Annotated in this window: 21 protein-coding genes, 1 pseudogene and 1 riboswitch; of the genes and pseudogenes, 18 read left to right on the plus strand and 4 right to left on the minus strand. The window is 67.8% G+C overall.

The features are described 5' to 3' along the window. Positions 1–197: 197 nt before the first annotated feature. From rpmH to AB4Z46_RS19720, 7 genes are all read left to right on the plus strand, one after another. On the plus strand, positions 198–332 hold the full coding sequence (gene rpmH / locus AB4Z46_RS19690) for a 50S ribosomal protein L34 (protein ID WP_007834827.1): 135 nt from the start codon (positions 198–200) through the stop codon (positions 330–332). A 72-nt stretch (positions 333–404) separates the two neighbouring features. After that, positions 405–791 carry a ribonuclease P protein component gene (locus AB4Z46_RS19695; protein WP_442285218.1) on the plus strand — a complete coding sequence of 129 codons (387 nt, stop codon included), beginning with the start codon at positions 405–407 and terminating at the stop codon, positions 789–791. Beyond that, complete coding sequence (yidD, locus tag AB4Z46_RS19700) at positions 788–1,078, plus strand: membrane protein insertion efficiency factor YidD (RefSeq protein WP_442285219.1); 291 nt, start codon at positions 788–790, stop codon at positions 1,076–1,078. The genes AB4Z46_RS19695 and yidD overlap by 4 nt, the downstream gene beginning before the upstream one ends. Continuing rightward, positions 1,075–2,862, plus strand: coding sequence for a membrane protein insertase YidC (gene yidC, locus AB4Z46_RS19705; RefSeq protein ID WP_442285220.1), 1,788 nt, complete (start codon positions 1,075–1,077; stop codon positions 2,860–2,862). Before yidD ends, yidC begins: the two co-directional genes overlap by 4 nt. Positions 2,863–2,924: 62 nt before the next feature. Further along, the gene (gene mnmE / locus AB4Z46_RS19710; RefSeq protein WP_442285221.1) at positions 2,925–4,328 is read left to right on the plus strand and encodes a tRNA uridine-5-carboxymethylaminomethyl(34) synthesis GTPase MnmE; all 1,404 of its coding nucleotides are present in this window, start codon (positions 2,925–2,927) and stop codon (positions 4,326–4,328) included. 84 nt (positions 4,329–4,412) lie between these two features. Beyond that, positions 4,413–4,880 carry a Crp/Fnr family transcriptional regulator gene (locus tag AB4Z46_RS19715; RefSeq protein WP_442285222.1) on the plus strand — a complete coding sequence of 156 codons (468 nt, stop codon included), beginning with the start codon at positions 4,413–4,415 and terminating at the stop codon, positions 4,878–4,880. A 9-nt stretch (positions 4,881–4,889) separates the two neighbouring features. Then, positions 4,890–5,741, plus strand: coding sequence for a hypothetical protein (locus tag AB4Z46_RS19720; RefSeq protein ID WP_442285223.1), 852 nt, complete (start codon positions 4,890–4,892; stop codon positions 5,739–5,741). 25 nt (positions 5,742–5,766) lie between these two features. Here the strand turns inward: AB4Z46_RS19720 and AB4Z46_RS19725 are convergent, their stop codons facing one another. After that, entirely contained in the window at positions 5,767–7,752 is a 1,986-nt protein-coding gene (locus AB4Z46_RS19725; protein WP_442285224.1) for a monovalent cation:proton antiporter-2 (CPA2) family protein, read from the minus strand. 89 nt (positions 7,753–7,841) lie between these two features. Here AB4Z46_RS19725 and AB4Z46_RS19730 point away from each other — a divergent pair, with 89 nt between their 5' ends. From AB4Z46_RS19730 to AB4Z46_RS19745, 4 genes are read left to right on the plus strand one after another with little or no spacing between them, the layout of a single operon-like run. Further along, positions 7,842–8,843, plus strand: a complete 1,002-nt coding sequence (locus AB4Z46_RS19730; RefSeq protein WP_442285225.1) for a KpsF/GutQ family sugar-phosphate isomerase — start codon at positions 7,842–7,844, stop codon at positions 8,841–8,843. Further along, positions 8,843–9,391, plus strand: coding sequence for a KdsC family phosphatase (locus AB4Z46_RS19735; RefSeq protein WP_442285226.1), 549 nt, complete (start codon positions 8,843–8,845; stop codon positions 9,389–9,391). The genes AB4Z46_RS19730 and AB4Z46_RS19735 overlap by 1 nt, the downstream gene beginning before the upstream one ends. Then, entirely contained in the window at positions 9,388–10,023 is a 636-nt protein-coding gene (gene lptC, locus AB4Z46_RS19740) for an LPS export ABC transporter periplasmic protein LptC (protein WP_442285227.1), read from the plus strand. The genes AB4Z46_RS19735 and lptC overlap by 4 nt, the downstream gene beginning before the upstream one ends. Positions 10,024–10,027: 4 nt before the next feature. Further along, positions 10,028–10,810, plus strand: coding sequence for an SDR family oxidoreductase (locus AB4Z46_RS19745; protein WP_442285228.1), 783 nt, complete (start codon positions 10,028–10,030; stop codon positions 10,808–10,810). 217 nt (positions 10,811–11,027) lie between these two features. Here AB4Z46_RS19745 and AB4Z46_RS19750 read toward each other — a convergent pair whose 3' ends face one another. Further along, positions 11,028–11,549 (minus strand): RNA recognition motif domain-containing protein, encoded by a 522-nt coding sequence (locus AB4Z46_RS19750; protein ID WP_442285229.1) that lies wholly within the window; start codon positions 11,547–11,549, stop codon positions 11,028–11,030. A 246-nt stretch (positions 11,550–11,795) separates the two neighbouring features. Beyond that, positions 11,796–11,972: riboswitch (yybP-ykoY riboswitch) on the plus strand. Positions 11,973–11,987: 15 nt separating this feature from the next. On the opposite strand from AB4Z46_RS19750, the gene AB4Z46_RS19755 reads away from it, so the two are divergent. The 5 genes from AB4Z46_RS19755 (at position 11,988) to AB4Z46_RS19775 (ending at position 15,806) form a co-directional block, all read left to right on the plus strand. Next, positions 11,988–12,554 (plus strand): TMEM165/GDT1 family protein, encoded by a 567-nt coding sequence (locus tag AB4Z46_RS19755; protein WP_442285230.1) that lies wholly within the window; start codon positions 11,988–11,990, stop codon positions 12,552–12,554. A 117-nt stretch (positions 12,555–12,671) separates the two neighbouring features. Beyond that, complete coding sequence (gene metX / locus AB4Z46_RS19760) at positions 12,672–13,835, plus strand: homoserine O-succinyltransferase MetX (RefSeq protein WP_442285231.1); 1,164 nt, start codon at positions 12,672–12,674, stop codon at positions 13,833–13,835. Further along, positions 13,832–14,416 (plus strand): methionine biosynthesis protein MetW, encoded by a 585-nt coding sequence (gene metW / locus AB4Z46_RS19765; protein ID WP_442285232.1) that lies wholly within the window; start codon positions 13,832–13,834, stop codon positions 14,414–14,416. Before metX ends, metW begins: the two co-directional genes overlap by 4 nt. Positions 14,417–14,531: 115 nt before the next feature. After that, positions 14,532–15,119 (plus strand): IMPACT family protein, encoded by a 588-nt coding sequence (locus tag AB4Z46_RS19770; protein ID WP_442285233.1) that lies wholly within the window; start codon positions 14,532–14,534, stop codon positions 15,117–15,119. A 156-nt stretch (positions 15,120–15,275) separates the two neighbouring features. Then, positions 15,276–15,806 carry a bactofilin family protein gene (locus AB4Z46_RS19775; protein WP_442285234.1) on the plus strand — a complete coding sequence of 177 codons (531 nt, stop codon included), beginning with the start codon at positions 15,276–15,278 and terminating at the stop codon, positions 15,804–15,806. Between the two features lie 158 nt (positions 15,807–15,964). Here AB4Z46_RS19775 and AB4Z46_RS19780 read toward each other — a convergent pair whose 3' ends face one another. Continuing rightward, entirely contained in the window at positions 15,965–16,798 is an 834-nt protein-coding gene (locus AB4Z46_RS19780; protein ID WP_442285235.1) for a DUF72 domain-containing protein, read from the minus strand. A 121-nt stretch (positions 16,799–16,919) separates the two neighbouring features. Between AB4Z46_RS19780 and AB4Z46_RS19785 the strand changes: the two genes are divergently transcribed. Continuing rightward, positions 16,920–18,413 (plus strand): M20 family metallopeptidase, encoded by a 1,494-nt coding sequence (locus AB4Z46_RS19785; RefSeq protein ID WP_442285236.1) that lies wholly within the window; start codon positions 16,920–16,922, stop codon positions 18,411–18,413. Then, positions 18,410–19,241, plus strand: a pseudogene (locus AB4Z46_RS19790) (alpha/beta hydrolase). The gene AB4Z46_RS19785 and the pseudogene AB4Z46_RS19790 overlap by 4 nt, the downstream one beginning before the upstream one ends. Positions 19,242–19,245: 4 nt before the next feature. Here AB4Z46_RS19790 and AB4Z46_RS19795 read toward each other — a convergent pair. After that, positions 19,246–20,418 carry an MFS transporter gene (locus tag AB4Z46_RS19795; protein WP_442285237.1) on the minus strand — a complete coding sequence of 391 codons (1,173 nt, stop codon included), beginning with the start codon at positions 20,416–20,418 and terminating at the stop codon, positions 19,246–19,248. Between the last annotated feature and the right edge of the window lie 179 nt (positions 20,419–20,597).

The following is a 20,597-nucleotide window of genomic DNA, read 5'->3' on the forward strand; positions in this document are numbered from 1 at the left end:
TCGGCCGAAATTTTGCGATAATCGCGGGTTTCCCTGAAAACCTCTTTGTGTGTTTCGGGGTATGTCCGTGTATCTGGGGGCCTCCGAGGCCTCCCCGGTCACAACTAAGAAACTTAAGAAACTTAAGAATCGCGCCGACGGCCTTCGGGACTCGGAGGCTCAAACGCCGGCCTGGCCGGTGAATCAGGAAAATCATCATGAAACGCACTTATCAAGCTTCCAAAGTCCGCCGCGCCCGTACCCACGGCTTCCTGGTCCGCATGAAGACCCGCGGTGGCCGCGCCGTGATCAACGCACGCCGCGCCAAGGGCCGCAAGCGCCTGGCCGTCTAAGGCGCGCCGGCACCGTTGCCAGTCGACCCGCTGCCGTCTTCACCGTCCGACGGCGTCCCGCGGTTGGCTTCCATGCAGCGGCTCAAGACCCGCGCGCAGTTCCAGGCCGTCCTCGCAGGTGCCACCGTGGCGCGCACAGCCCACTTCGCACTGCACCGCTGCGCGCTCGACGCGCCAGCCGGGGCCGAGCCGCTGTTTGCCACCGAGGACATGTGGCTCGGCGCGATGGTTCCCAAGCGCTGGGCCCGCCGCGCGGTCACCCGCAACGCGATCAAACGCCAGATCTACACCGTGAGCGCTGCCGTCGCTGAATCGCTGCCGCGCGCGGCGCACGTGGTGCGCCTGCGTGCGGCCTTCGATCGCCAAAAATTCGTCAGCGCGACTTCCGACAAGCTCAAGGCCGCCGTCCGTGCCGAACTCCAGCAATTGCTGGAGCGGGCCGCGACGGCGCGCGCATGATGCGGCGCCTCCTGATCGGTCTGGTCAAGGGCTACCGGCTCCTGCTGAGCCCGTGGCTCGGCCAGTCCTGCCGCTTCGAGCCGACCTGCTCCGTCTATGCCATCGGCGCACTCGAGCAGCACGGCGCGGCCAAGGGCAGCTACCTCACGCTGCACCGCATCGCCCGCTGCCAGCCCTGGTGCCAAGGTGGCCACGATCCGGTTCCCCCGAAGGCACAGCGACCGGCGCCCGCGCGCGGGTCGCTGTTCGCCTTTCTCTCTTCCGACGACAAGAAGTCTTCTTCATGAACGATATCCGCCGCACCATCCTGTGGGTGATTTTTGGTTTCTCGCTGGTGCTGCTGTGGGACCAATGGCAGGTCTACAACGGCCACAAGCCGACATTCCTGCCCTCGACCAAGACCGCCGCCCCCGCCGATCCGTCGGCGACGCCCGCCGGCGCGAACGCCAATGGCGTCCCGGCCGCCGCCGCACCAGCGGCAGGCGCGGTGCCGGTTCAGGGCTCGGCGCCCGCCATCGGCGAGAAGGTCACGGTCTCCACCGATGTCTTCAAGGCGACCATCGACGGTGAGGGCGGTACGCTGTCCGAACTGCAACTGCTGCAGTTCCTCGACCAGACCAACCACGGCGGCCTGGTCGAGTGGTTCCGTCGGCTGGTCGGCTTGCCGGTGCCGCAGAACGAGGTCCGGCCCGTGTTGCTGATGGAGAACGGTTCGCCCGCCACCCGCTACGTGGCCCAGACCGGCCTGCTGAACACGGTGGACACCGGCGATCGCTTCCCGAATCACCTGAGCCTCATGACCGCGCGCCCCGGTCCGCGCGAGCTGGCCCCGGGCCAGAACACGCTCGAAGTGGCGTTCGAGTCGCAGCCCGTGGGCGGCCTCAAGTACGTCAAGACCTACGTGTTCCAGCGCGGCGACTACTCGATCCGCGTCAAGCACCAGATCGTCAACGTCAGCGACAAGCCGCGCGATGCGCAGCTCTACCTGCAGTTCACGCGCCACGGCACGGTCGCGGCCGGCACCATGTTCGGCACCAACACCTTCACCGGCCCGGCCATCTACACCGAGCAGAAGAAGTTCCAGAAGATCGACTTCAGCGCCATCACCAAGGGCAAGGTCGAGTTGCCGGCACCCGCCAACGACGGCTGGGTGGCGATGGTGCAGCACTATTTCGTCTCGGCCTGGCTGCTGAACGTGCCGGGCAGCGATGCCATCAAGCGCGAATTCCGCGTCGCCGACCTCGGCAACAACCTGTTCTCGGTCGCCATGGTGCTGCAGGTGCCTCAGCTGGCACCGGGCGCGGCGCAGACCATCGACAGCAACCTGTTCGCCGGCCCCGAGGAAGAGAAGAAGCTCGAGGCGATCGCGCCCGGCCTCGACCTGGTCAAGGACTACGGCATCTTCGCGATCATCTCCAAGCCGCTCTACTGGCTGCTGAACCAGCTGCACGGCATCCTCGGCAACTGGGGCTGGTCGATCGTCGCGCTGGTGGTGCTGCTGAAGGCGGCCTTCTACTGGCTCAACGCCAAGGCCTACGCGAGCATGGCCAAGATGAAGGCCATCAATCCGAAGATCATGGAGATGCGCGAGCGGCTCAAGGACAAGCCGCAGGAGATGCAGCAGGAGATGATGCGCATCTACCGCGAGGAAAAGGTCAACCCGATGGGCGGCTGCTTCCCGATCGTGATCCAGATCCCGGTGTTCATCGCGCTCTACTGGGTGCTGCTGTCGTCGGTCGAAATGCGCCATGCGCCCTGGATCCTGTGGATCCATGATCTTTCGGCACCGGACCCCTGGTTCATCCTGCCGGTGGTGATGACCGCCACCTCGCTGTTCCAGACCTGGCTCAACCCGACGCCGCCGGACCCGATGCAGGCCAAGCTGATGTGGATCATGCCGCTGGCCTTCAGCGTGATGTTCATCTTCTTCCCGGCCGGCCTGGTGCTCTACTGGATCACCAACAACGTGCTGTCGATCGCGCAGCAGTGGTTCATCAACAAGCGCCTCGGCGTGCTGGGCAATCCGTCGAAGACGCCCAAGGCGCCGAAGCTGGCGAAGCCGGGCAAGTAGGCTTCGGCACCCCCAACCCGAGGGCCGCGAAAGCGGCCCTTTTTGCTGGAAGAATCGCCCCCATGCTCTCGCGCACCGCCGATCCCATCGTCGCCATCGCCACCGCCCCAGGCCGCGGCTCGGTCGGGATCGTGCGTGTTTCCGGGCGCGAACTGGCGCCCCTGATCGCCGCGATCTGCGGCCGGGACCTGAAACCGCGCGAAGCGACCTACCTGCCCTTTCGCGACGTCGACGGTTCCGCGATCGACCGCGGCCTGGCCCTGAACTTTCCGGCGCCGCACTCCTTCACCGGGGAGGACGTGTTCGAACTCCAGGCTCACGGCGGCATGGTGGTGCTGCAACTGCTGGTCGCGCGCTGCCTCGCGGCGGCCGCCGAAATCGATGTGGCGACCGGCAAGCCGCGCCTCACCGGATTGCGCGTGGCCGAGCCGGGCGAGTTCAGCCAGCGCGCCTTCCTGAACGGCAAGATCGACCTGGCGCAGGCCGAGGCCATCGCCGACCTGATCGACGCCAGCACCGAGGCTGCCGCACGCAGCGCCAGCCGGTCGCTGTCGGGCGCCTTCTCCGAAGAGATTCACACGCTGCTCGAGGCGCTGGTGCGGCTGCGCATGCTGGTCGAGGCGACGCTCGACTTTCCCGACGAGGAGATCGACTTCCTCCAGGAGGCCGATGCCCAGGGCCAGTTGGCCGCGCTGCAGGTCCAACTGGCCGCGGTGCAGCAGCGTGCCCGCCAGGGCGCCCTGCTGCGCGAAGGCATCAAGGTCGTGATCGCGGGCCAGCCCAATGCCGGCAAGAGTTCGCTGCTCAATGCGCTGGCCGGGGCCGAACTGGCGATCGTCAGCTCGGTGGCAGGCACCACCCGCGACGTCGTGTCGCAGACCATCCAGATCCAGGGCGTGCCGCTGCACGTGATCGATACCGCCGGCCTGCGCGACAGCACCGACGAGGTCGAGCAGATCGGCATCGCCCGTGCCTGGGGCCAGATCGAAGGTGCCGATGCCGTGCTGTTCCTGCACGACCTGACCCGAAGCGCATCCCCCGTGTACGCGCAGGCCGATGCGCAGATCGCGAGCCGGCTGCCCGCCAGCGTGCCGGTGATCGACGTCTGGAGCAAGCTGGACGCTGCGGCGCCGACCGCACTGCCGGCCACGGCCACCGGCGTCAGCCTGTCCGCCCGGACCGGCGCCGGCATCGAAACCCTGCGGCGCCGGCTGCTGGAAGTGGCGGGTTGGCAAGCAGTTCCCGAAGGGATCTACCTCGCGCGGGCCCGCCATGTGCAGGCACTTTCGCGGGTCGAGGAGCACATCGCCCTGGCGTCCGGCCATCTGGCGGCGCAGGCGCAATTCCTGGATCTGCTGGCCGAAGAATTGCGGCTGGCGCAGAACGCGCTGAACGAGATCACCGGCGAATTCGGCGCCGACGATCTGCTGGGCGTGATCTTTTCCCGCTTTTGCATCGGCAAGTAACTCGAAGTGTGAGTTTGTGTGACATCTGTCACCGCGCATTTGAGGTTTCGCGGATACTCCTGACGCACAGCAGGGTAAACATCGATGTCATCCAGCATTCAGGATCTTTGCCGCGCCATCGCGCAGAACACCAGCTATGACGCCTTCGCTCCGGCGCTGAATGCTCACCAATGGGAAACCTTGGGGGGCTATCTGCAAGTCTTCGACCTCGCGGCCGGCCAGGTGCTGATCGATCAGGGCACGATCGACCGCACTGTCTTCTTCATCGAAAGCGGCGCCCTCAGCGTGCACCTGATCGGCGACAAGGGCCAGATGCAGCTCGCGATCCTGAATCCGGGCTCCGTGGTGGGCGAAGGGTCCTTCTTTTCGCGCGCGCCACGATCGGCCAATGTGGTCGCCACGGGCGCGGCCCGGGTCTGGCGGCTCACGGCGATCCGCTTCGCCGAACTGTCGAAACGCCAACCCGATCTCGCCCTCGAAATCACGCTGGGACTCGGCGCGGTCATCGCCAGGCGGATGGTGAACAAACCCAAGCGGGTGGCGGTGACCTGAGCCCGACAGATGACCCAGGCATGCGTGGATTGCCTCACGGACAACCGTGACGGCGCCAAGTTCTGCAAGGGTTGCGGCAAGAGGCTGGTTTCGTTGACGCCGGTGGGCCCCGCGGCCGTCACCGGCGGCGCCGAGCAGTGGCCCGCCACACAGCGCATGCCGATGCGCTCGAAGCTGCCGACGCCGCCAGCGCCAAGCCCCCGCCGACCGGTTCCGGCACCTGCAGCGGCGTCCCGTCGCCGTGTCGAGCCGGCCGAGTCAAGAACAAGAAGCACGCCGCAACGCACCGCCGCTGGGCGCTCGAACCCATGGCGCTCGGCCGTGATCGGCCTGCTGATCGTTGCCGGGCTGGTCGCGATCGCCGCCTGGTTCTTCTCCGAGCCGCCACGCCCCGCGATACCGCCTGCGCCGTCCTTGGCGGCGAATTCGCCGACGCCGCCGGCACCCGTTCTTGTCGAGCCCGCGGCGCTCCTCGCGACGCCGCCACCTGACGAGCCATCGGCCGCGGCCCCGGCTCCCACGCCTACGCCTACGCCTACGCCCAGCGCCCCACCCTCGGTCGTGGCGCCGCCGGCGGCCCCGCTGAAGCCGGCGCCGGCGGCCCCGAAGAGCCGCAAGCCGGCACCGCCACCCGCGCCCGTCGCCGCGCTGCCTGCGCCATCACCCGAAGAATCGCCGCCGCCGCCGGCCGCGCCACCGAGCCCCCGGTCGCAATGCGGCGGCCTGAATTTCTTCGCACGCGCCCAATGCCTGGCCGCGCAGTGCGCCAAGCCGGAACTCAAGTCGAACGCCGAATGCGACGCCGTGCGACGCCAGCAGCAGATCGAGGAAGAACGACGCAATCCGACGCTGCTGAACTGAGAAAACCCGGCCGGACCAGGCGACCTCAGCCCTTCTGCAGCTTGTCGATCGCCATCGCCAGCGCGCCGGGCTTGCCCGACAGCACCAGGGTATCGCCGTCGGCCAGCACTGTGTCGTCGGCGGCCTCGGCGGCCTTGCCGTCGCGCCGCCGCAGGCTCGCGACCCGCACCCCGAGCCCCGCCAGCGCCAATCGCGCCAGCGGCTGGCCGATGGCGCGTGCACCGACCGTCAGCGTGAAGCTGTTGAGCCGCTCGTGGTCGACCTCGTCTGCGGTGTYGTCGTCGGCGCCGTGGAAGTAGCCGCGCAGCAGGTTGTAGCGGGCATCGCGCTGGTCCTGCACCACGCGGATCACGCGCCGCATCGGCACCCCGACCAGCGCCAGCGCATGGCTTGCCAGCATCAGCGAGCCTTCGATGGCCTCCGGCACCACCTCGGTGGCGCCGGCCGCCTGCAGCTTCTCGAGATCGCGATCATCCTGCGTGCGCACGATCACCGGCACCAGCGGCGCGTGGGCGCGGGCATTGGCCAGCACCTTGAGCGCGCCCGGCACGTCCTGGTAGGTCACGACCAGCGCGCTGGCGCGCGCCAGGCCGGCCGCCATCAGCGCCTGCATGCGCGAGGCGTCGCCGAACACCACCGAATCGCCGGCCGCCGCGGCCTGGCGCACGCGGTCCGGGTCCAGGTCCAGCGCCAGGTACGGGATGCCTTCGCGCTCCAGTATCCGCGCCAGATTCTGGCCGCAGCGCCCGTAGCCGCAGATGATCACGTGGCGCGCCGTATTGATGGTCTTGCGCGCGATCGTGGTCATCTGCAGCGACTGCTGCAGCCAGTCGCTGGCGACCAGCCTGCGCACGATGCTGTTGCTGTACATGATGATGAAGGGCGTCGACAGCATCGACAGCACCATCGAGGCCAGCACCGGATTCGCCAGCCAGGCCGGCAGCAGATCCTGGCCCTGGGCCAGCGCCAGCAGCACGAAGCCGAACTCGCCGGCCTGCGCCAGGTAGAGGCCGGTGCGCAGTGACACGCCGGCGGTGGCGCCGAGTCCGCGTGCCAGCGCCGTCACCAGCACCAGCTTGAAGGCCAGCGGCAGCACCAGCAGCGCGGCGACCAGCGCCCATCGCTCGACTACCACGTGCCAGTCGAGCGACATCCCGATCGTGATGAAGAAAAGGCCCAGCAGCACATCGTGAAAGGGCCGGATGTCGGTTTCGACCTGGTGCTTGAATTCCGTCTCCGACACCAGCATGCCGGCCACGAAGGCGCCCAGCGCCAGGCTCAGGCCGGCGAGTTCGGTCAGCCAGGCCAGGCCCAGCGTGACCAGCAGCAGGTTGAGCATGAAGAGCTCCTCGCTGCGCCGGCGCGCCACCAGCGTGAGCCACCAGCGCATCACGCGCGGGCCGCCATACATCAGCACGGCGATCAGGAAGCTGGCCTTCAGCAGTGCCAGGCCGAGCGCCTTCAGCAGGGCTTCCGGCGGTGCGCCCAGCGCAGGGATCAGCACCAGCAGCGGCACTACCGCGAGATCCTGGAACAGCAGCACGCCCATCACGCGCTTGCCGTGCTCGCTGTCGAGTTCGAGGCGTTCGGCCATCAGCTTGACCACGATCGCCGTGCTGCTCATCGTGAGCGCGCCCGAGAACACCAGCGCGGCCTGCCAGTCCAGCCGCCACGCGGCCGGCAGCCAGGAGGAGACCAGCAAGGCGCCGCCCGTGGCGACAGCGATGGTCAGCATCACCTGCAGCAGCCCGAGGCCGAAGACGTGCCGACGCATCGCGCGCAGCTTGGGCAGGCTGAACTCCAGGCCGATCACGAACATCAGGAAAACGACGCCGAACTCACCCAGGTGCCGGATGCCTTCCGAGTTCTGGGCCAGCGCCAGCGCGTGGGGCCCGATCAGGACGCCGGCCGACAGGTAGCCGAGCATCGGCGGCAGCCTGAGCGAACGGCAGATCACCACGCCGATCACCGCAGCGAGCAAGTACATCAGCGTGAGATCGAGCGAGGACATGGCCTGCATGCTAGCAATACGCTTGCCCGCATCCGGCGCGAATTCGTCCTCGCGACGGCCATGGCATGCCCGGCCGATAAAATCCGCCGATGAGCTCCCGCCCCCCCGTGATCCCCGTGACCGACCCCGAAGCGCTGCTGGCGCGCGCCCGGACGACCTTCGACATCGAGGCGGCGGCGGTGCTCGGCCTCAAGGACCGCCTCGGGCCGACCTTTCCTGCGGCGGTGCAGAAGATCCTCGAGGTGCGCGGCCGGGTGGTCGTGATGGGCATGGGCAAGAGCGGCCATGTCGGCCGCAAGATCGCGGCCACGCTCGCCTCGACCGGCACGCCGGCGATGTTCGTGCACCCGGCCGAGGCCAGCCACGGCGACCTCGGCATGATCAAGTCGGTCGACCTGGTACTGGCCATCTCCAACAGCGGCGAGGTGGAGGAGCTCACCACCATCCTGCCGGTGGTCAAGCGCCAGGGCGTGCCCCTGATCGCGATGACCGGCCGGCGCGACTCGACGCTGGCGCGCCATGCCGACATCGTGCTGGACAGCGGCGTCGAAAAGGAAGCCTGCCCGCTCAACCTGGCGCCGACCGCGAGCACCACCGCCCAGATGGCGCTGGGCGATGCGCTCGCGGTGGCGCTGCTCGATGCACGCGGCTTCGGCACCGAGGACTTCGCCCGCTCGCACCCCGGCGGCGCCCTGGGCCGCAAGCTCCTGACCCACGTCAGCGATGTCATGCGCTCGGGCGACGAGGTGCCGCGCGTCGGCCCCGACGCCAGCCTCAGCGAAATCATGCGGGAAATGAGTTCCAAGGGGCTCGGTGCGACCGCGGTGGTCGGATCCGACGGTCGCGCGATCGGCATCTTCACGGACGGCGACCTGCGCCGCAAGGTCGAGACCGGCGCCGACCTGCGGGCCCTCACGGCGGCCGACGTGATGCACGCCGGCCCGCGCACGCTGCGCGCCGACGCGCTGGCCGCCGAAGCGGCCGATCTGATGGAACAGCATCGCATCACGAGCGTGCTGGTGGTCGACGCCGCCGGGGTGCTCGTCGGCGCGCTCAGCATCAACGACCTGATGCGCGCGAAGGTCATCTGATGGGCATCGACTTCAAGCCCGAAACCCTGCTCGCCGCCCAGGACATCCGCATCGCCTTCTTCGACATCGACGGCGTGCTGACCGATGGCGGCGTCTACTTCACCGAGCATGGCGAAACGCTGAAGCGCTTCAGCATCCTGGACGGCTACGGCCTCAAGCTGCTGCGCACGGCCGGCATCACTCCGGCCGTGATCACCGGCCGCGACTCGAAGCCGCTTCGCGTGCGCCTGCAGGCGCTGGGCATCGATCATGTCCGCTACGGCACCGAGGACAAGCTGCCGGCCGCCGAGGCCATGCTGACGCAACTCGGCCTCGACTGGTCCCAGGCCGCCGCGATCGGCGACGACTGGCCTGATCTGCCGGTGCTCGCGCGCGTCGCCTTCGCGGCCGCGCCGGCCAACGCCCATGCCGAGGTCCGCGCCATCGCGCGCCACGTGACCGCGGCGCGCGGCGGCGAAGGCGCGGCGCGCGAATTCTGCGACCTGCTCCTGACCGCCGGCGGGCACTACCGACGTCTGCTGGACCAGGCGCGGGGCTTCACCGAATGAAGTCGACCTGGCGCCTGCTGCGCGACGCCTTCGATCGCCTGACGATCTACCTGCCGATCATCCTCGCCGCGGTGCTCGCGCTGGGCACCTACTGGCTGGTGCGCAATGCGCCGGAGTTCCTCGCGCCCTTGCCCAAGGAGGCGCCGACGCACGAACCCGACTACTTCATGCGCGGCTTCTCGGTGAAGAACTTCCTCCCCAACGGCGACCTGCGCAGCGAGATGTTCGGCAAGGAGGGGCGGCACTACCCGGACACCGACACCCTCGAAGTCGACCAGGTGCGCTGGCGGTCCATTTCGCTCGAGGGGCTGGTCACGCACGGCTCCGCCGATCGCGGCCTGTCGAATGGCGACGGCAGCGAGATCCAGCTCTTCGGCAACGCGGTCATCATCCGCGACGCGGCCAAGTCGCAAGATGGCACGCCGCTGCCTCGGCTCGAGTTTCGCGGCGAGTTCCTGCACGCCTTCCTGGACACCGAGCGGGTCAAGTCCAACAAGCCCGTCGTCCTGATCCGAGGCACGGACCGTTTCACGGCCGATTCGATGGACTACGACAGCCTCACCGGCGTGGCCAACCTGCACGGTCGCGTGCGCGGTCTCCTGATGCCGACCCAGCCCGGGCCGAAGCCCTGAGGCCATGGACGACTCGGCCCGTCCCCTGCTGTTCGTCACCGGCGCCTCGAGCGGCATCGGCCAGGCGCTCGCGGCGCGCTTCTACCAGGACGGATATCACCTGGCCCTGGTGGCACGGCGCACGTCGGAACTCGAGGCCTGGGCGACAGCGCGTGGACTGGACGCCGCCCGTTTCAGGATCTACGGCGCCGACGTCGCCGATGTCGACAGCATCGTGGCGGCCGGCACCGCCTGCATTGCGCAGCAAGGTCTGCCCGACGTGGTGATCGCCAACGCCGGCATCAGCATCGGCATGGACTCCGCCGAACGTCGCGATCTCGATGTGATGGCCCGGACTTTCGCGACCAACAACCTCGGCCTGGCCGCAACCTTCCACCCCTTCGTCGCCGCCATGGCGGCACGCGGCAGCGGGCGCCTCGTGGGCATCGGCAGCGTCGCGGCCATCCGCGGGCTGCCCGGCCACGGCGCCTACTGCGCCAGCAAGGCCGGCGTGGTGGCCTACTGCGAAAGCCTGCGCGGCGAGATGCGCGCCAGCGGCGTCAAGGTGGTCACGCTGTGCCCAGGCTATGTCGACACGCCGCTGACACAGGGCAACCGCTACGGCATGCCTTTCCTGCTGCAGCCGGAGGCTTTTGCCGACCGCGCATTCCGCGCGATCGAGGCCGGCATCAGCTACCGCGTGATCCCCTGGCAGATGGGCGTGGTCGCCAAGCTCATGCGGATGCTGCCGAACCCTTTGTTCGATCGCGTCTTCCAAGGCCGCGGCCGCAAGCGCCGGGAGGAATAGCTCGCCCCCAGGTTGGGCTCACTGCGTGTAGCCCGCCCACCCCCTACCGGGGGCGACACCTGCGGACCGGCGGAGCCGGATCCGCGGTGCCTCACCAACGGGCCTGGCTTCGCCGGCCGCGTCCTCTGGCCTTGGTTGAATTCCGGCAGCGATCCCGTTCGCCTATGAAAAAAGGCTCCCGTGGGAGCCTTTTTGCTGGGTGTCGCGTGCGCCGCGATCAGTAGCCGCTGTTGCCACCACTGCCGCCGCCGTAGCCGCCACGACCACCGCCACCGCCACGGGGACCGGCGCCGTAGGGACTGCGGAAGCCACCATCGCCACCGCCACCACCACTGCGGCCACCGCCACCACCGCCGTAGCCGCCACCGCCGCTGCGGCCACCACCACCGCCGCCGTAGCCGCCACCGCCACCACCGTAGCCACCACCGCCGCCGCCATAACCGCCGCCGCCACCGCCATAGCCGCCACCGCCGCTGCGGGGCGGACGGGCTTCCATCGGGCGCGCTTCGTTGACGACCACGCTGCGGCCGCCGAGCGGCTGGCCATTCATGCCGTTGATGGCTGCCTGTGCTTCTGCATCGCTGCCCATCTCGACGAAACCGAAGCCCTTGGAACGACCGGTATCGCGTTCCATCATGACTTTGGCGCTCGTCACGACACCGAATTGCCCGAAGGCCTGCTCGAGATCACCGTCGCGTACCGAGTAAGGCAGGTTGCCGACGTACAGTTTGTTGCCCATCAAGGGACTCCTATAAACACATCAAGAAAAGCGATGGAGTCCCGAGAGCAGCAATCCGACGGAACATCCGCCGAGTTGCGCGAAACTGACCGATCACCGATTTGCCCCCTGAATTTTGAAGGAAGGCTCGTGCATTATGGGTGAAATGAAGCGAATGCAAGTAGGAATTTGCACCCATCCCCGCGCCCCACGAATCATTTGGATGTGAGTGCTTGCATACATCAATGCTCCCGGACGCGCTACAATCGACGAGTCATTGGGGAGTAGCCGCCTTCCATCGCGAGAAGGGTTTGCGTCAACAGACTTGTCCTGCCCCGCGCAGGACATGGCGCAAGCAGCGTGCAGCCTGGCGAGACCTTTGACCGTGCAACTTCGGGATTCGGCCGAAGGTGTTGCACGGTCAATTGCGTCTTTCGGCCGTAGGAGTCCCTTTTTCTCATGGAAGCTTTTTTCGTTGCAACCGGCGTGGTCGCGCTCGCCGAGATGGGCGACAAGACCCAACTGCTCGCCCTCATCCTGGCGGCGCGATTCCGCAAGCCCTGGCCGATCGTGCTCGGCATCTTCACCGCCACCATACTGAACCATGCGCTCGCCGGCGCGGTAGGCAACTGGGTGACCCACTTCCTCGGCGCGGACGTCCTTCGGTGGATCCTCGGCGGCTCATTCATCGCGATGGCGCTGTGGATGCTGATCCCCGACAAGATCGACGAAGGCGAAGTGCCCAAGTCGTCGCAGTTCGGCGTTTTCGGCACCACGGTGCTCGCCTTCTTCCTCGCCGAAATGGGAGACAAGACGCAGATCGCCACCGTGATGCTCGCGGCCCGCTACGTGGACGCCTATGTGTGGGTGGTGATGGGCACCACGCTGGGCATGATGCTGGCCAATGCGCCGGTCGTCTGGCTCGGCGACCGGATCGTCAAGCGGGTGCCGATCAAGCTCGTCCACGGCATCTCCGCCGCGATCTTCCTGGTCCTCGGCGTCGTCGCGTTGATCGGCTGGGGTTGAGCGGCATATACTTCCGCCACGCGCCGATTTGCTCCAGCTTGCGGGCGCTTAACAAATGCAGCTAAAGACGGATGCCGGACCCGGCTCGTTTTTGGCGAGGCCGGGTCTTTTTCATTCATGTCCTTCGTCGTCACTCCGCAATCGATGCAGTTCGCCGGCCCGCTGGCCTTGCGAAGCGGTGCGTCGATCAGCCACTACACGCTGGCCTACGAAACCTACGGCCAGCTCAACGCCGAGCGCAGCAACGCGGTGCTGGTCTGCCATGCGCTCAATGCGTCCCACCACGTCGCCGGCGTCTATGCCGGCCAGCCGAAGTCCGAAGGCTGGTGGGACAACATGATCGGGCCGGGCAAGCCGGTCGACACCGATCGCTTCTTCGTCATCGGCATCAACAACCTGGGCTCCTGCTTCGGCTCCACCGGACCGATGCACGACAACCCCGCAACCGGCCGCGCCTACGGCGCCGACTTCCCGGTGATGACGGTGGAGGACTGGGTCACTGCGCAGGCCTCGCTGCTCGATGCACTCGGCATCGACCGCCTGGCGGCCGTGATGGGCGGCAGCCTCGGCGGCATGCAGGCGCTGTCGTGGACGCTCCAGTACCCCGAACGGGTGCAGCACGCGGTGGTGGTCGCCAGCGCGCCGAGCCTCACGGCGCAGAACATCGCATTCAACGAAGTCGCGCGCCGCGCGATCGTGACCGACCCCGATTTCAACGGCGGCCACTTCTACGCGCATGGCGTGATTCCGCGACGCGGCCTGCGCATCGCCCGCATGATCGGCCACATCACCTACCAGAGCGACGACGTGATGAACGAGAAGTTCGGCCGCGCCCTGCGCAGCGCCGTCGAGGGCAGCGCCGCGAACACCGAGTTCCTCTACTCGACGCAGGAGGTGGAGTTCCAGATCGAGAGTTACCTGCGCTACAACGGCGACAAGTTCAGCGAGTACTTCGACGCCAACACCTATCTGCTGATCACGCGTGCGCTCGACTACTTCGATCCGGCGCGAGACTTCGGCGGCGACCTGCGCGCGGCGCTTGCCCAGGCCAGCGCCAAGTTCCTGCTGGTGAGTTTCAGCACCGACTGGCGCTTCTCGCCGGCGCGCAGCCGCGAGATCGTGAAAGCCCTGCTCGACAACCGCCGCAACGTGAGCTACGCGGAGATCGACGCCCCCCATGGGCATGACGCCTTCCTGCTCGACGACGTGCGCTACATGAGCGTGGTGCGTTCCTACTTCGATCGCATCGCGAGCGCACCGAACGGAGTCGCGGCCGCATGAGCGATACCGAAACCCAGAAACTGATCGCCCGCCTCGTCCCCGAAGGTGCACGCGTGCTCGACCTCGGCTGCGGCGACGGCGCGCTGCTCGACCTGCTGCAGCGCGAGCGCGGCTGCAGCGGCTACGGCGTCGAGATCGCCGACGGCAATGTGCTGCAGTGCGTGCGACGCGGCGTCGACGTGATCCAGCTCAACCTCGACGAAGGGCTCGCGATGTTCGACGACGCCTCCTTCGACGTGGTGCTGCAGATCGATACGCTGCAGCATCTGCGCAATGCCGAGGTGATGCTGCGCGAGACCGCGCGCGTGGGGCGCATCGGCATCGTCGCCTTTCCCAACTTCGCGCACTGGCCGAACCGCATCAGCATCGCGCGCGGCCGCATGCCGGTGACGAGCCGGCTGCCCTACCAGTGGTACGACACGCCCAACATCCGTGTCGGAACCTTCAAGGATTTCGAGGTGCTGGCCCGGAAGAACCGCCTGCGCGTGCTCGATGCCTTCGGCCTGCAGGACGGGCAGGAGGTGCGCTGGCTGCCCAATGCGCGCGCCAGCACCGCCGTCTTCAAGTTCGAAAGGGAGTAGCGCTCGCCCCCAGGTTGGGCTCACTTCGTTCAGCCCGCCCCCTGCTGGGGGCAACACCCGCGGCCCGGCGGAGCCGGAGTCGCGGTGTTCCTGGCGTGCGGCACACTCGGTCGCGATGCCATTCACTCTCACCGCTGCGCGCCACAGCGAGCTGATCATCAAGAAGAGCCGCTTCATCGGCTGCGTCCAGCCGGTGGCCGATCGCGCCGCCGCGCAGGGAGTGGTCGATGCGCTGCGCCGCGAGCATCCCGCAGCGGCGCATGTCTGCTGGGCCCTGATGGCGGGCGGACAGTCAGCGGCCAACGACGACGGCGAGCCGGGCGGCACCGCCGGGCGACCGATGCTCGAAGTGCTGCGGCATCACGATCTCGAGGGCGTGCTGGCGACGGTGGTGCGCTACTTCGGCGGCGTCAAGCTCGGCGCCGGCGGGCTGGTGCGCGCCTACACCGACAGCATCGCCCAGACGTTGATCGACGCTTCGCTCGTGCCGTTGGTACGCCAGCGCACGCTGCACTGCGCGGTGCCCTACGCGCTCGAGGGCCTGATGCGGCGCGAGATCGCGGCCGTCGGTGCCACGCTCGACCGGGTGCGCCACGAGAGCATGGTCCATTTCGACTTCAGCCTGCCCGCGCCGGCAGCGGACGCGTTCATCGCCAGGGTCGGCGACGCGGCGCAAGGGCGCGTCGCCTGGCTGCAGGCCTGAGCCCGCGCCCCCAAATGGGCAGCCTGATCTTGCAAAGAGAGAGCGAAAGTTCGCAAATTGCGCCGCCGGCAGACTTATTCAGTTACGCCTCTTGCGCAATGAAGTGCCGTAGGGCGAAATGGGGTTCTTACGATAGACCTTTTGAGGAGTTCCCCATTGGCCACACAGTCCCCCTTCTTCGGCAAGCGCGATCGCGAAGCTGAAAATCTCACCTCCCGTCCCGCGCCGTTGATGGGTTCGAGCACCAATCTGTCGGGCACTCCCGTCAATCCATCGACCCTCACGACCCAGGCCGCCAACGCGGCGGCCAGCGTCGCCAAGGAAGGCGGCAGCAAGCTCACCGTCGGTCCCAACATCAAGCTGAAGGGCGTCGAGATCACGGATTGCGACACTCTGGTGGTCGAAGGCCTGGTGGAGGCGACGATGGATTCGCGCGTCATGCAGATCGCCGAACAGGGCGCCTTCAAGGGCTCGGCCGAGATCGACATCGCCGAAATCCGCGGCCTGTTCGATGGCAACCTGACCGTGCGCGAGAAGCTCGTGATCCATTCGACCGGCAAGGTCACCGGCAAGATCCGCTACGGCAAGATCGTCGTCGAGGAAGGCGGCCAGCTGTCGGGCGAGATCAGCTTCGGCACCTCCGCTTCCGGCAGCGCGGCCAAGCCGACGCTGCAAGCCGCAGCCTGATTGTTGCTCGCCCCCAGGTTGGGCTTCACTGCGTGTAGCCCGCCCACCCCCTGCCGGGGGCAACACCAGCGGCCCGGCAAAGCCGGTTCCGCGGTGTTTCACCAACCAAAGCCCGTCTCTGACGGGCTTTTGTCATGGGCTCAGGGAAAGCGGTCGGCTCAGGCCAGCCGTTCGATCAGAGCGCGGGCAGCCGCAGGTGCCTTTTCCTTGGCGCCGTTGATGAAGTAGATGAAGACATCGCGCGGGCTGCCCGTTTTCGATGCACCGTTGTCTTCGACCTGCGGCAGCGAGGCCGGCTTCTGGCCCGCCGCCCAGAGGCGGGCGTTCTCCGCCCACGCATCGAGCGCCTTCGGCGCATAGCCGCTCTCGAGCGCCGCGTCGCTGTTCATGAGACGCGCGTAGGCAAAGTCGGCGCTCAGGTCGGCGAACGACGGGAACTTGTCGGAATCGGTGAACACCGTTGCCACCCCATGGCTGCGTGCGAGCGCGAGGTATTCCGGCGTCTTGAAACTCTCGTGGCGCACGTCCAGCACGTGACGCAGCGCGCGGCTTCCCGCCTTCTTCGGCAGCAGGTCCAGAAAGGCCGCCAGATCCTCCGGATCGAAGGCCTTGGTCGGCATGAACTGCCACACGATCGGGCCCAGCTTGCTGCCGAGTTCTTCGATGCCGCTGTCGATGAAGCGCGCGATCGACTCGCCGGCGGTCGCGAGCAGCTTCCGGTTGGTGGCGAAACGCGAGGCCTTCAGCGAGAACATGAAGCCCTCGGGCGTCTCGTCGTGCCACTTCTTGAAACTGGCCGGCTTCATGGTGCTGTAGTAGGTGCCGTTGACCTCGATCGCCGTGAGCTGCCGGCTCGCGTAGCCGAGTTCCTGCGCATGGGGAAGCTTGGCCGGATAGAAGTTGTCGCGCCAGGGCTCGTAGGTCCAGCCGCCGATGCCGACCCGGATGCGCGGGGTCGCGGGGCTGGGGTCCTTGTCGGTGCGGGCAGTCATGGGCTTCCTTCGGTCGCGGTGGCGAAGCCCGCCTTTTTATCGCATCCCGCAAGCTGATGCCATCCGGGCACGACCGCCCAAGACGCACTAACATCGTCGTCCTCATCCCGCGGAGATCTCAATGAACGCCCCCCTCCACCGCGAAATGCCTGCCGGCCTGCTCGATGCCGGTCGCGCGCTGGCCGACGTGTCGTCCCAATGGGACCGAGACATCGTCAAGCAGCTCACCGACTACATCGCCATTCCCGCCAAGTCGCCGGGCTTCGACAAGGACTGGTCGCAGAACGGCCACCTCGAAACCGTGCTGCGCAATGCGGCCGCCTGGGTCGAGGCTCAGAAGGTCGAGGGCCTGAAGCTCGAGATCGTGCGCCTCGAAGGCCGCACGCCGGTGCTGTTCTTCGAAGTGCCGGCAACAGGCACCGACATGACCGAAACCGTGCTGATGTACGGCCATCTCGACAAGCAGCCGGAATTCACCGGCTGGCGCAGCGACCTGGGCCCGTGGACGCCGAAGTACGAGAACGGCCTGCTCTACGGACGCGGCGGGGCCGACGACGGCTATGCGGTGTACGCCAGCATCGCGGCGCTGCAGGCGCTCAAGGCCCAGGGCGCGGCCCATCCGCGCATCGTCGGCCTGATCGAGACCTGCGAGGAATCGGGCTCCTACGACCTGCTGCCCTACGTCGACGCGCTGCGGCCGCGGCTGGGCGAGGTGTCGCTCGTCATCTGCCTCGACTCGGGCGCCGGCAACTACGACCAGCTCTGGCTCACGACCTCGCTGCGCGGCATGGCCAGCGGCACGCTGAAGGTCGAGATCCTGACCGAGGGCATCCATTCGGGCGACGCCTCCGGCCTGGTGCCGTCGAGTTTCCGCATCATGCGGCAGGTGCTCGACCGCCTGGAAGACAGCAAGACCGGCCGGCTGCTGCCCGAGAGCTTCCATTGCGAAGTGCCGGCGGAGCGGCTGGCCCAGGCACGGGCCACCGCCGCGATCCTCGGCGAGGAGCTCTACAAGCGCTTCCCGTGGGCCCACTACGACTGCGGCGGCTCGACCACCTTCGCGCTGCCGACCACCACCGACCCGGTGGAGGCGCTGCTCAACCGCACCTGGAAGCCGACGTTGTCGGTGACCGGTGCCGAGGGCTTCCCGGCCCTGAAGGACGCCGGCAACGTGCTGCGTCCCTACACCGCCTTCAAGCTTTCGCTGCGGCTGCCCCCGCTGGTCGACGCCGATCAGGCGGTACAGGAACTCAAGCAACTGCTGGAGGACAACGCGCCCTACCAGGCGAAGGTCACCTTCGACGGCGGCGGCGGCGCCACCGGGTGGAACGCGCCCGACACCGCCTCCTGGTTCGAACACGCCCTCAACGCCGCCTCGCAGGCCCACTTCGGCGCCGATTGCGGCTACATCGGACAGGGCGGCACCATTCCGCTCATGAGCATGCTGAGCCGGGGCTTTCCGAAGGCGCAGATGATGGTCTGCGGCGTGCTGGGGCCGAAGAGCAACGCGCATGGCCCGAACGAATTCCTGCATGTGCCGTATGCGAAGAAGCTGACGGCCGCCGTGGCCGAGGTGATCGCCGCGCTGCCGGCGGCCCGCGCCGCTGCCGCTTGACGCTGCGCACGCCCGACGGCGAGACGCTGGCGCTGCACGACTGGCCGCTCGCCGCTGGTGCCGGTGGCGCCAGGGCCGTCGTCCTGCTCGTCCATGGCCTCGGCGAACATGCGGGACGCTACCGCGTCGTGGCTGCGCGGCTCAACGACTGGGGCTTTGCGGTGCGTGCCGCGGACCATCGGGGGCACGGGGTGTCCAGCGGCGCCGCGCGGCGCCTTGCCGAGCTCGAACCGCCTGGTCGAGGATCTGGCGCTGGTGATCGACGACACACGGCGCGCCTTTCCCGGATTGCCGCTGGTTCTGCTGGGTCACAGCCTCGGTGGCCTGGTGGCGGCCAGCGCCGTGGCACGCGGGGTGCGCGAGGTCGACGCCCTGGTGCTCTCCTCACCGGCGCTGGACGCCGGGCTCAGCCCGTTCCAGAAGCTGCTCGTCGCCACGTTGTCGCGCCCGGCGCCCGGGTTGCGCGTGGGCAACGGGCTTGATGTCGACTTTCTGTCGCACGAACCCGCGGTGGCCGAGGCCTACCGCGCCGATCCGCTGTGCCACGACCGCATCGGCGCCCGTCTTGCGCGCTTCCTGGCCGACGAAGGCACCGTGGTCCGGGCGGCGGCGCCGGCGTGGCGAGTGCCCACGCTGCTGATCTATGCCGGCGACGACCGTCTGGTGAAACCGGCAGGCAGCCGCGCATTCGCCGACGCCGCACCCGGCTCGGTCGTCAGCGTCACCTGTTTCCCCTCGCACTATCACGAGATCTTCAACGAGCGCGATGCCGAGCCCGTGTTCGAGACGCTGCGCGACTGGCTGAACCTGCGCTTTCCGGTGGCCTAGCCCGTCAGGCGACCGCGGCACGCGCGCGTTGCCGGCGCGCGAGCCACAGCAATGCGGCGCCGGTCAGCGCCACCGGAACCAGCGAGCCGAGGTTCAGCAGCCGCCAGCCCTGCGTCGTGACGAGCACGCCCGATGCGAAGGAACTCAGCGCCAGCGTCGCGAAGACGCAGAAGTTGAGCGCGCCTTGCGCGCGATCCCTTTCCTCGGGCGTGTAGGCCGCGAGCGAAAGCGTGGTGCTGCCGGTGAAGAGGAAGTTCCAGCCGACACCGAGCAGGAACAGCGCGATCAGGAACTGGTGCAGTTCGACGCCGGACAGCGCCACCGCAATGCAGCCCGCATTGAGCGCCAGCCCGGCCGCCATCACCGGCAGCACGCCGACGCGGCGGATCAGGTGGCCGGTGAAGAAGCCGGGCGCGAACATGCCGATCACATGCCATTCGAGCACCCATGCAATGTCGCTGAAGGGCAGGCTGCAAACCTGCATCGCGATCGGCGTCGCGGCCATCAGCAGGTTCATGACACCGAAGCCGAGCGCGCCCGAGAGGGCGGCGACGATGAACACCGGCTGGCGCGCGATCTCGGCCAGGGAACGTCCGGCGGCGGAGGCACTGCGCAGCGGCGATGCCGGGAAGTCGATGAAGCTCATGACCGCCATCGACAGCAGCGCGACGGCCGCGAGCGCGAGATAGGCGCCCGCGAAGGGCACGGCGAACCAGTCGCGGGTGACGGCGGCCAGGTTCGGGCCGGCGACGGCACCGATCAGGCCTCCGGCCATCACCAGCGAGACCGCCTTCTCGCGCCAGTTGGGGGCGGTCAGTTCGGCGGCGGCGAAACGGTAGAGGCTGGCGTTGGCGTTGTAGTAGCCGGCCACCACGGTGGCGAAGCACAGCAGCCAGAAGTTCTGCCAGAGCGCCGCCTGCGCACACAGCAGCGCCGAGCCCAGCGCCACCGCGATGCCGATCTGGAACGAGCCCCGGCGCCCGAAGCGCCGCTGCGTGCGCGCCACCAGCCCGGTGGCCAGCGCACCGCCGACCACGTAGCCCATCACCGGCAGCGTCGCCATCCAGCCGCGCGGCGCCAACGCCAGCCCGACCAGGCCGTTGATCGCCATGAAGGTGACGTTGTTCGTCAGGAACAGGCCTTGGCAGATGGCGAGTAGCCAGAGATTGCGATTCATGGGCTGGGATGGGGAGTGAAGGGCCGGTTCTATCACGGCCTCGCCTCTCGAACGCACGCCACATGCGGCTCGCATCGCCGCGCGCCAGTTGCCAGCGCCAATCTATAAGCAATTCGAATTAAAAGATCAATATTTGAAAATTGACTTATAAATGCACCCCCACTAGCATTTGAAACGAA

The organism is Variovorax sp. M-6, assembly GCF_052114385.1.
Taxonomy (GTDB): Bacteria; Pseudomonadota; Gammaproteobacteria; order Burkholderiales; family Burkholderiaceae_C; genus Variovorax.

Excerpts from the sequence above, each read along its gene's own strand:
- rpmH (WP_007834827.1), top strand. The coding sequence starts at position 198 with ATGAAACGCACTTATCAAGCTTCCAAAGTCCGCCGCGCCCGTACCCAC.
- AB4Z46_RS19695 (WP_442285218.1), top strand. The coding sequence starts at position 405 with ATGCAGCGGCTCAAGACCCGCGCGCAGTTCCAGGCCGTCCTCGCAGGT.
- yidD (WP_442285219.1), top strand. The coding sequence starts at position 788 with ATGATGCGGCGCCTCCTGATCGGTCTGGTCAAGGGCTACCGGCTCCTG.
- yidC (WP_442285220.1), top strand. The coding sequence starts at position 1,075 with ATGAACGATATCCGCCGCACCATCCTGTGGGTGATTTTTGGTTTCTCG.
- mnmE (WP_442285221.1), top strand. The coding sequence starts at position 2,925 with ATGCTCTCGCGCACCGCCGATCCCATCGTCGCCATCGCCACCGCCCCA.
- AB4Z46_RS19715 (WP_442285222.1), top strand. The coding sequence starts at position 4,413 with ATGTCATCCAGCATTCAGGATCTTTGCCGCGCCATCGCGCAGAACACC.
- AB4Z46_RS19720 (WP_442285223.1), top strand. The coding sequence starts at position 4,890 with ATGACCCAGGCATGCGTGGATTGCCTCACGGACAACCGTGACGGCGCC.
- AB4Z46_RS19730 (WP_442285225.1), top strand. The coding sequence starts at position 7,842 with ATGAGCTCCCGCCCCCCCGTGATCCCCGTGACCGACCCCGAAGCGCTG.
- AB4Z46_RS19735 (WP_442285226.1), top strand. The coding sequence starts at position 8,843 with ATGGGCATCGACTTCAAGCCCGAAACCCTGCTCGCCGCCCAGGACATC.
- lptC (WP_442285227.1), top strand. The coding sequence starts at position 9,388 with ATGAAGTCGACCTGGCGCCTGCTGCGCGACGCCTTCGATCGCCTGACG.
- AB4Z46_RS19745 (WP_442285228.1), top strand. The coding sequence starts at position 10,028 with ATGGACGACTCGGCCCGTCCCCTGCTGTTCGTCACCGGCGCCTCGAGC.
- AB4Z46_RS19750 (WP_442285229.1), bottom strand. The coding sequence starts at position 11,549 with ATGGGCAACAAACTGTACGTCGGCAACCTGCCTTACTCGGTACGCGAC.
- AB4Z46_RS19755 (WP_442285230.1), top strand. The coding sequence starts at position 11,988 with ATGGAAGCTTTTTTCGTTGCAACCGGCGTGGTCGCGCTCGCCGAGATG.
- metX (WP_442285231.1), top strand. The coding sequence starts at position 12,672 with ATGTCCTTCGTCGTCACTCCGCAATCGATGCAGTTCGCCGGCCCGCTG.
- metW (WP_442285232.1), top strand. The coding sequence starts at position 13,832 with ATGAGCGATACCGAAACCCAGAAACTGATCGCCCGCCTCGTCCCCGAA.
- AB4Z46_RS19770 (WP_442285233.1), top strand. The coding sequence starts at position 14,532 with ATGCCATTCACTCTCACCGCTGCGCGCCACAGCGAGCTGATCATCAAG.
- AB4Z46_RS19780 (WP_442285235.1), bottom strand. The coding sequence starts at position 16,798 with ATGACTGCCCGCACCGACAAGGACCCCAGCCCCGCGACCCCGCGCATC.
- AB4Z46_RS19785 (WP_442285236.1), top strand. The coding sequence starts at position 16,920 with ATGAACGCCCCCCTCCACCGCGAAATGCCTGCCGGCCTGCTCGATGCC.
- AB4Z46_RS19795 (WP_442285237.1), bottom strand. The coding sequence starts at position 20,418 with ATGAATCGCAATCTCTGGCTACTCGCCATCTGCCAAGGCCTGTTCCTG.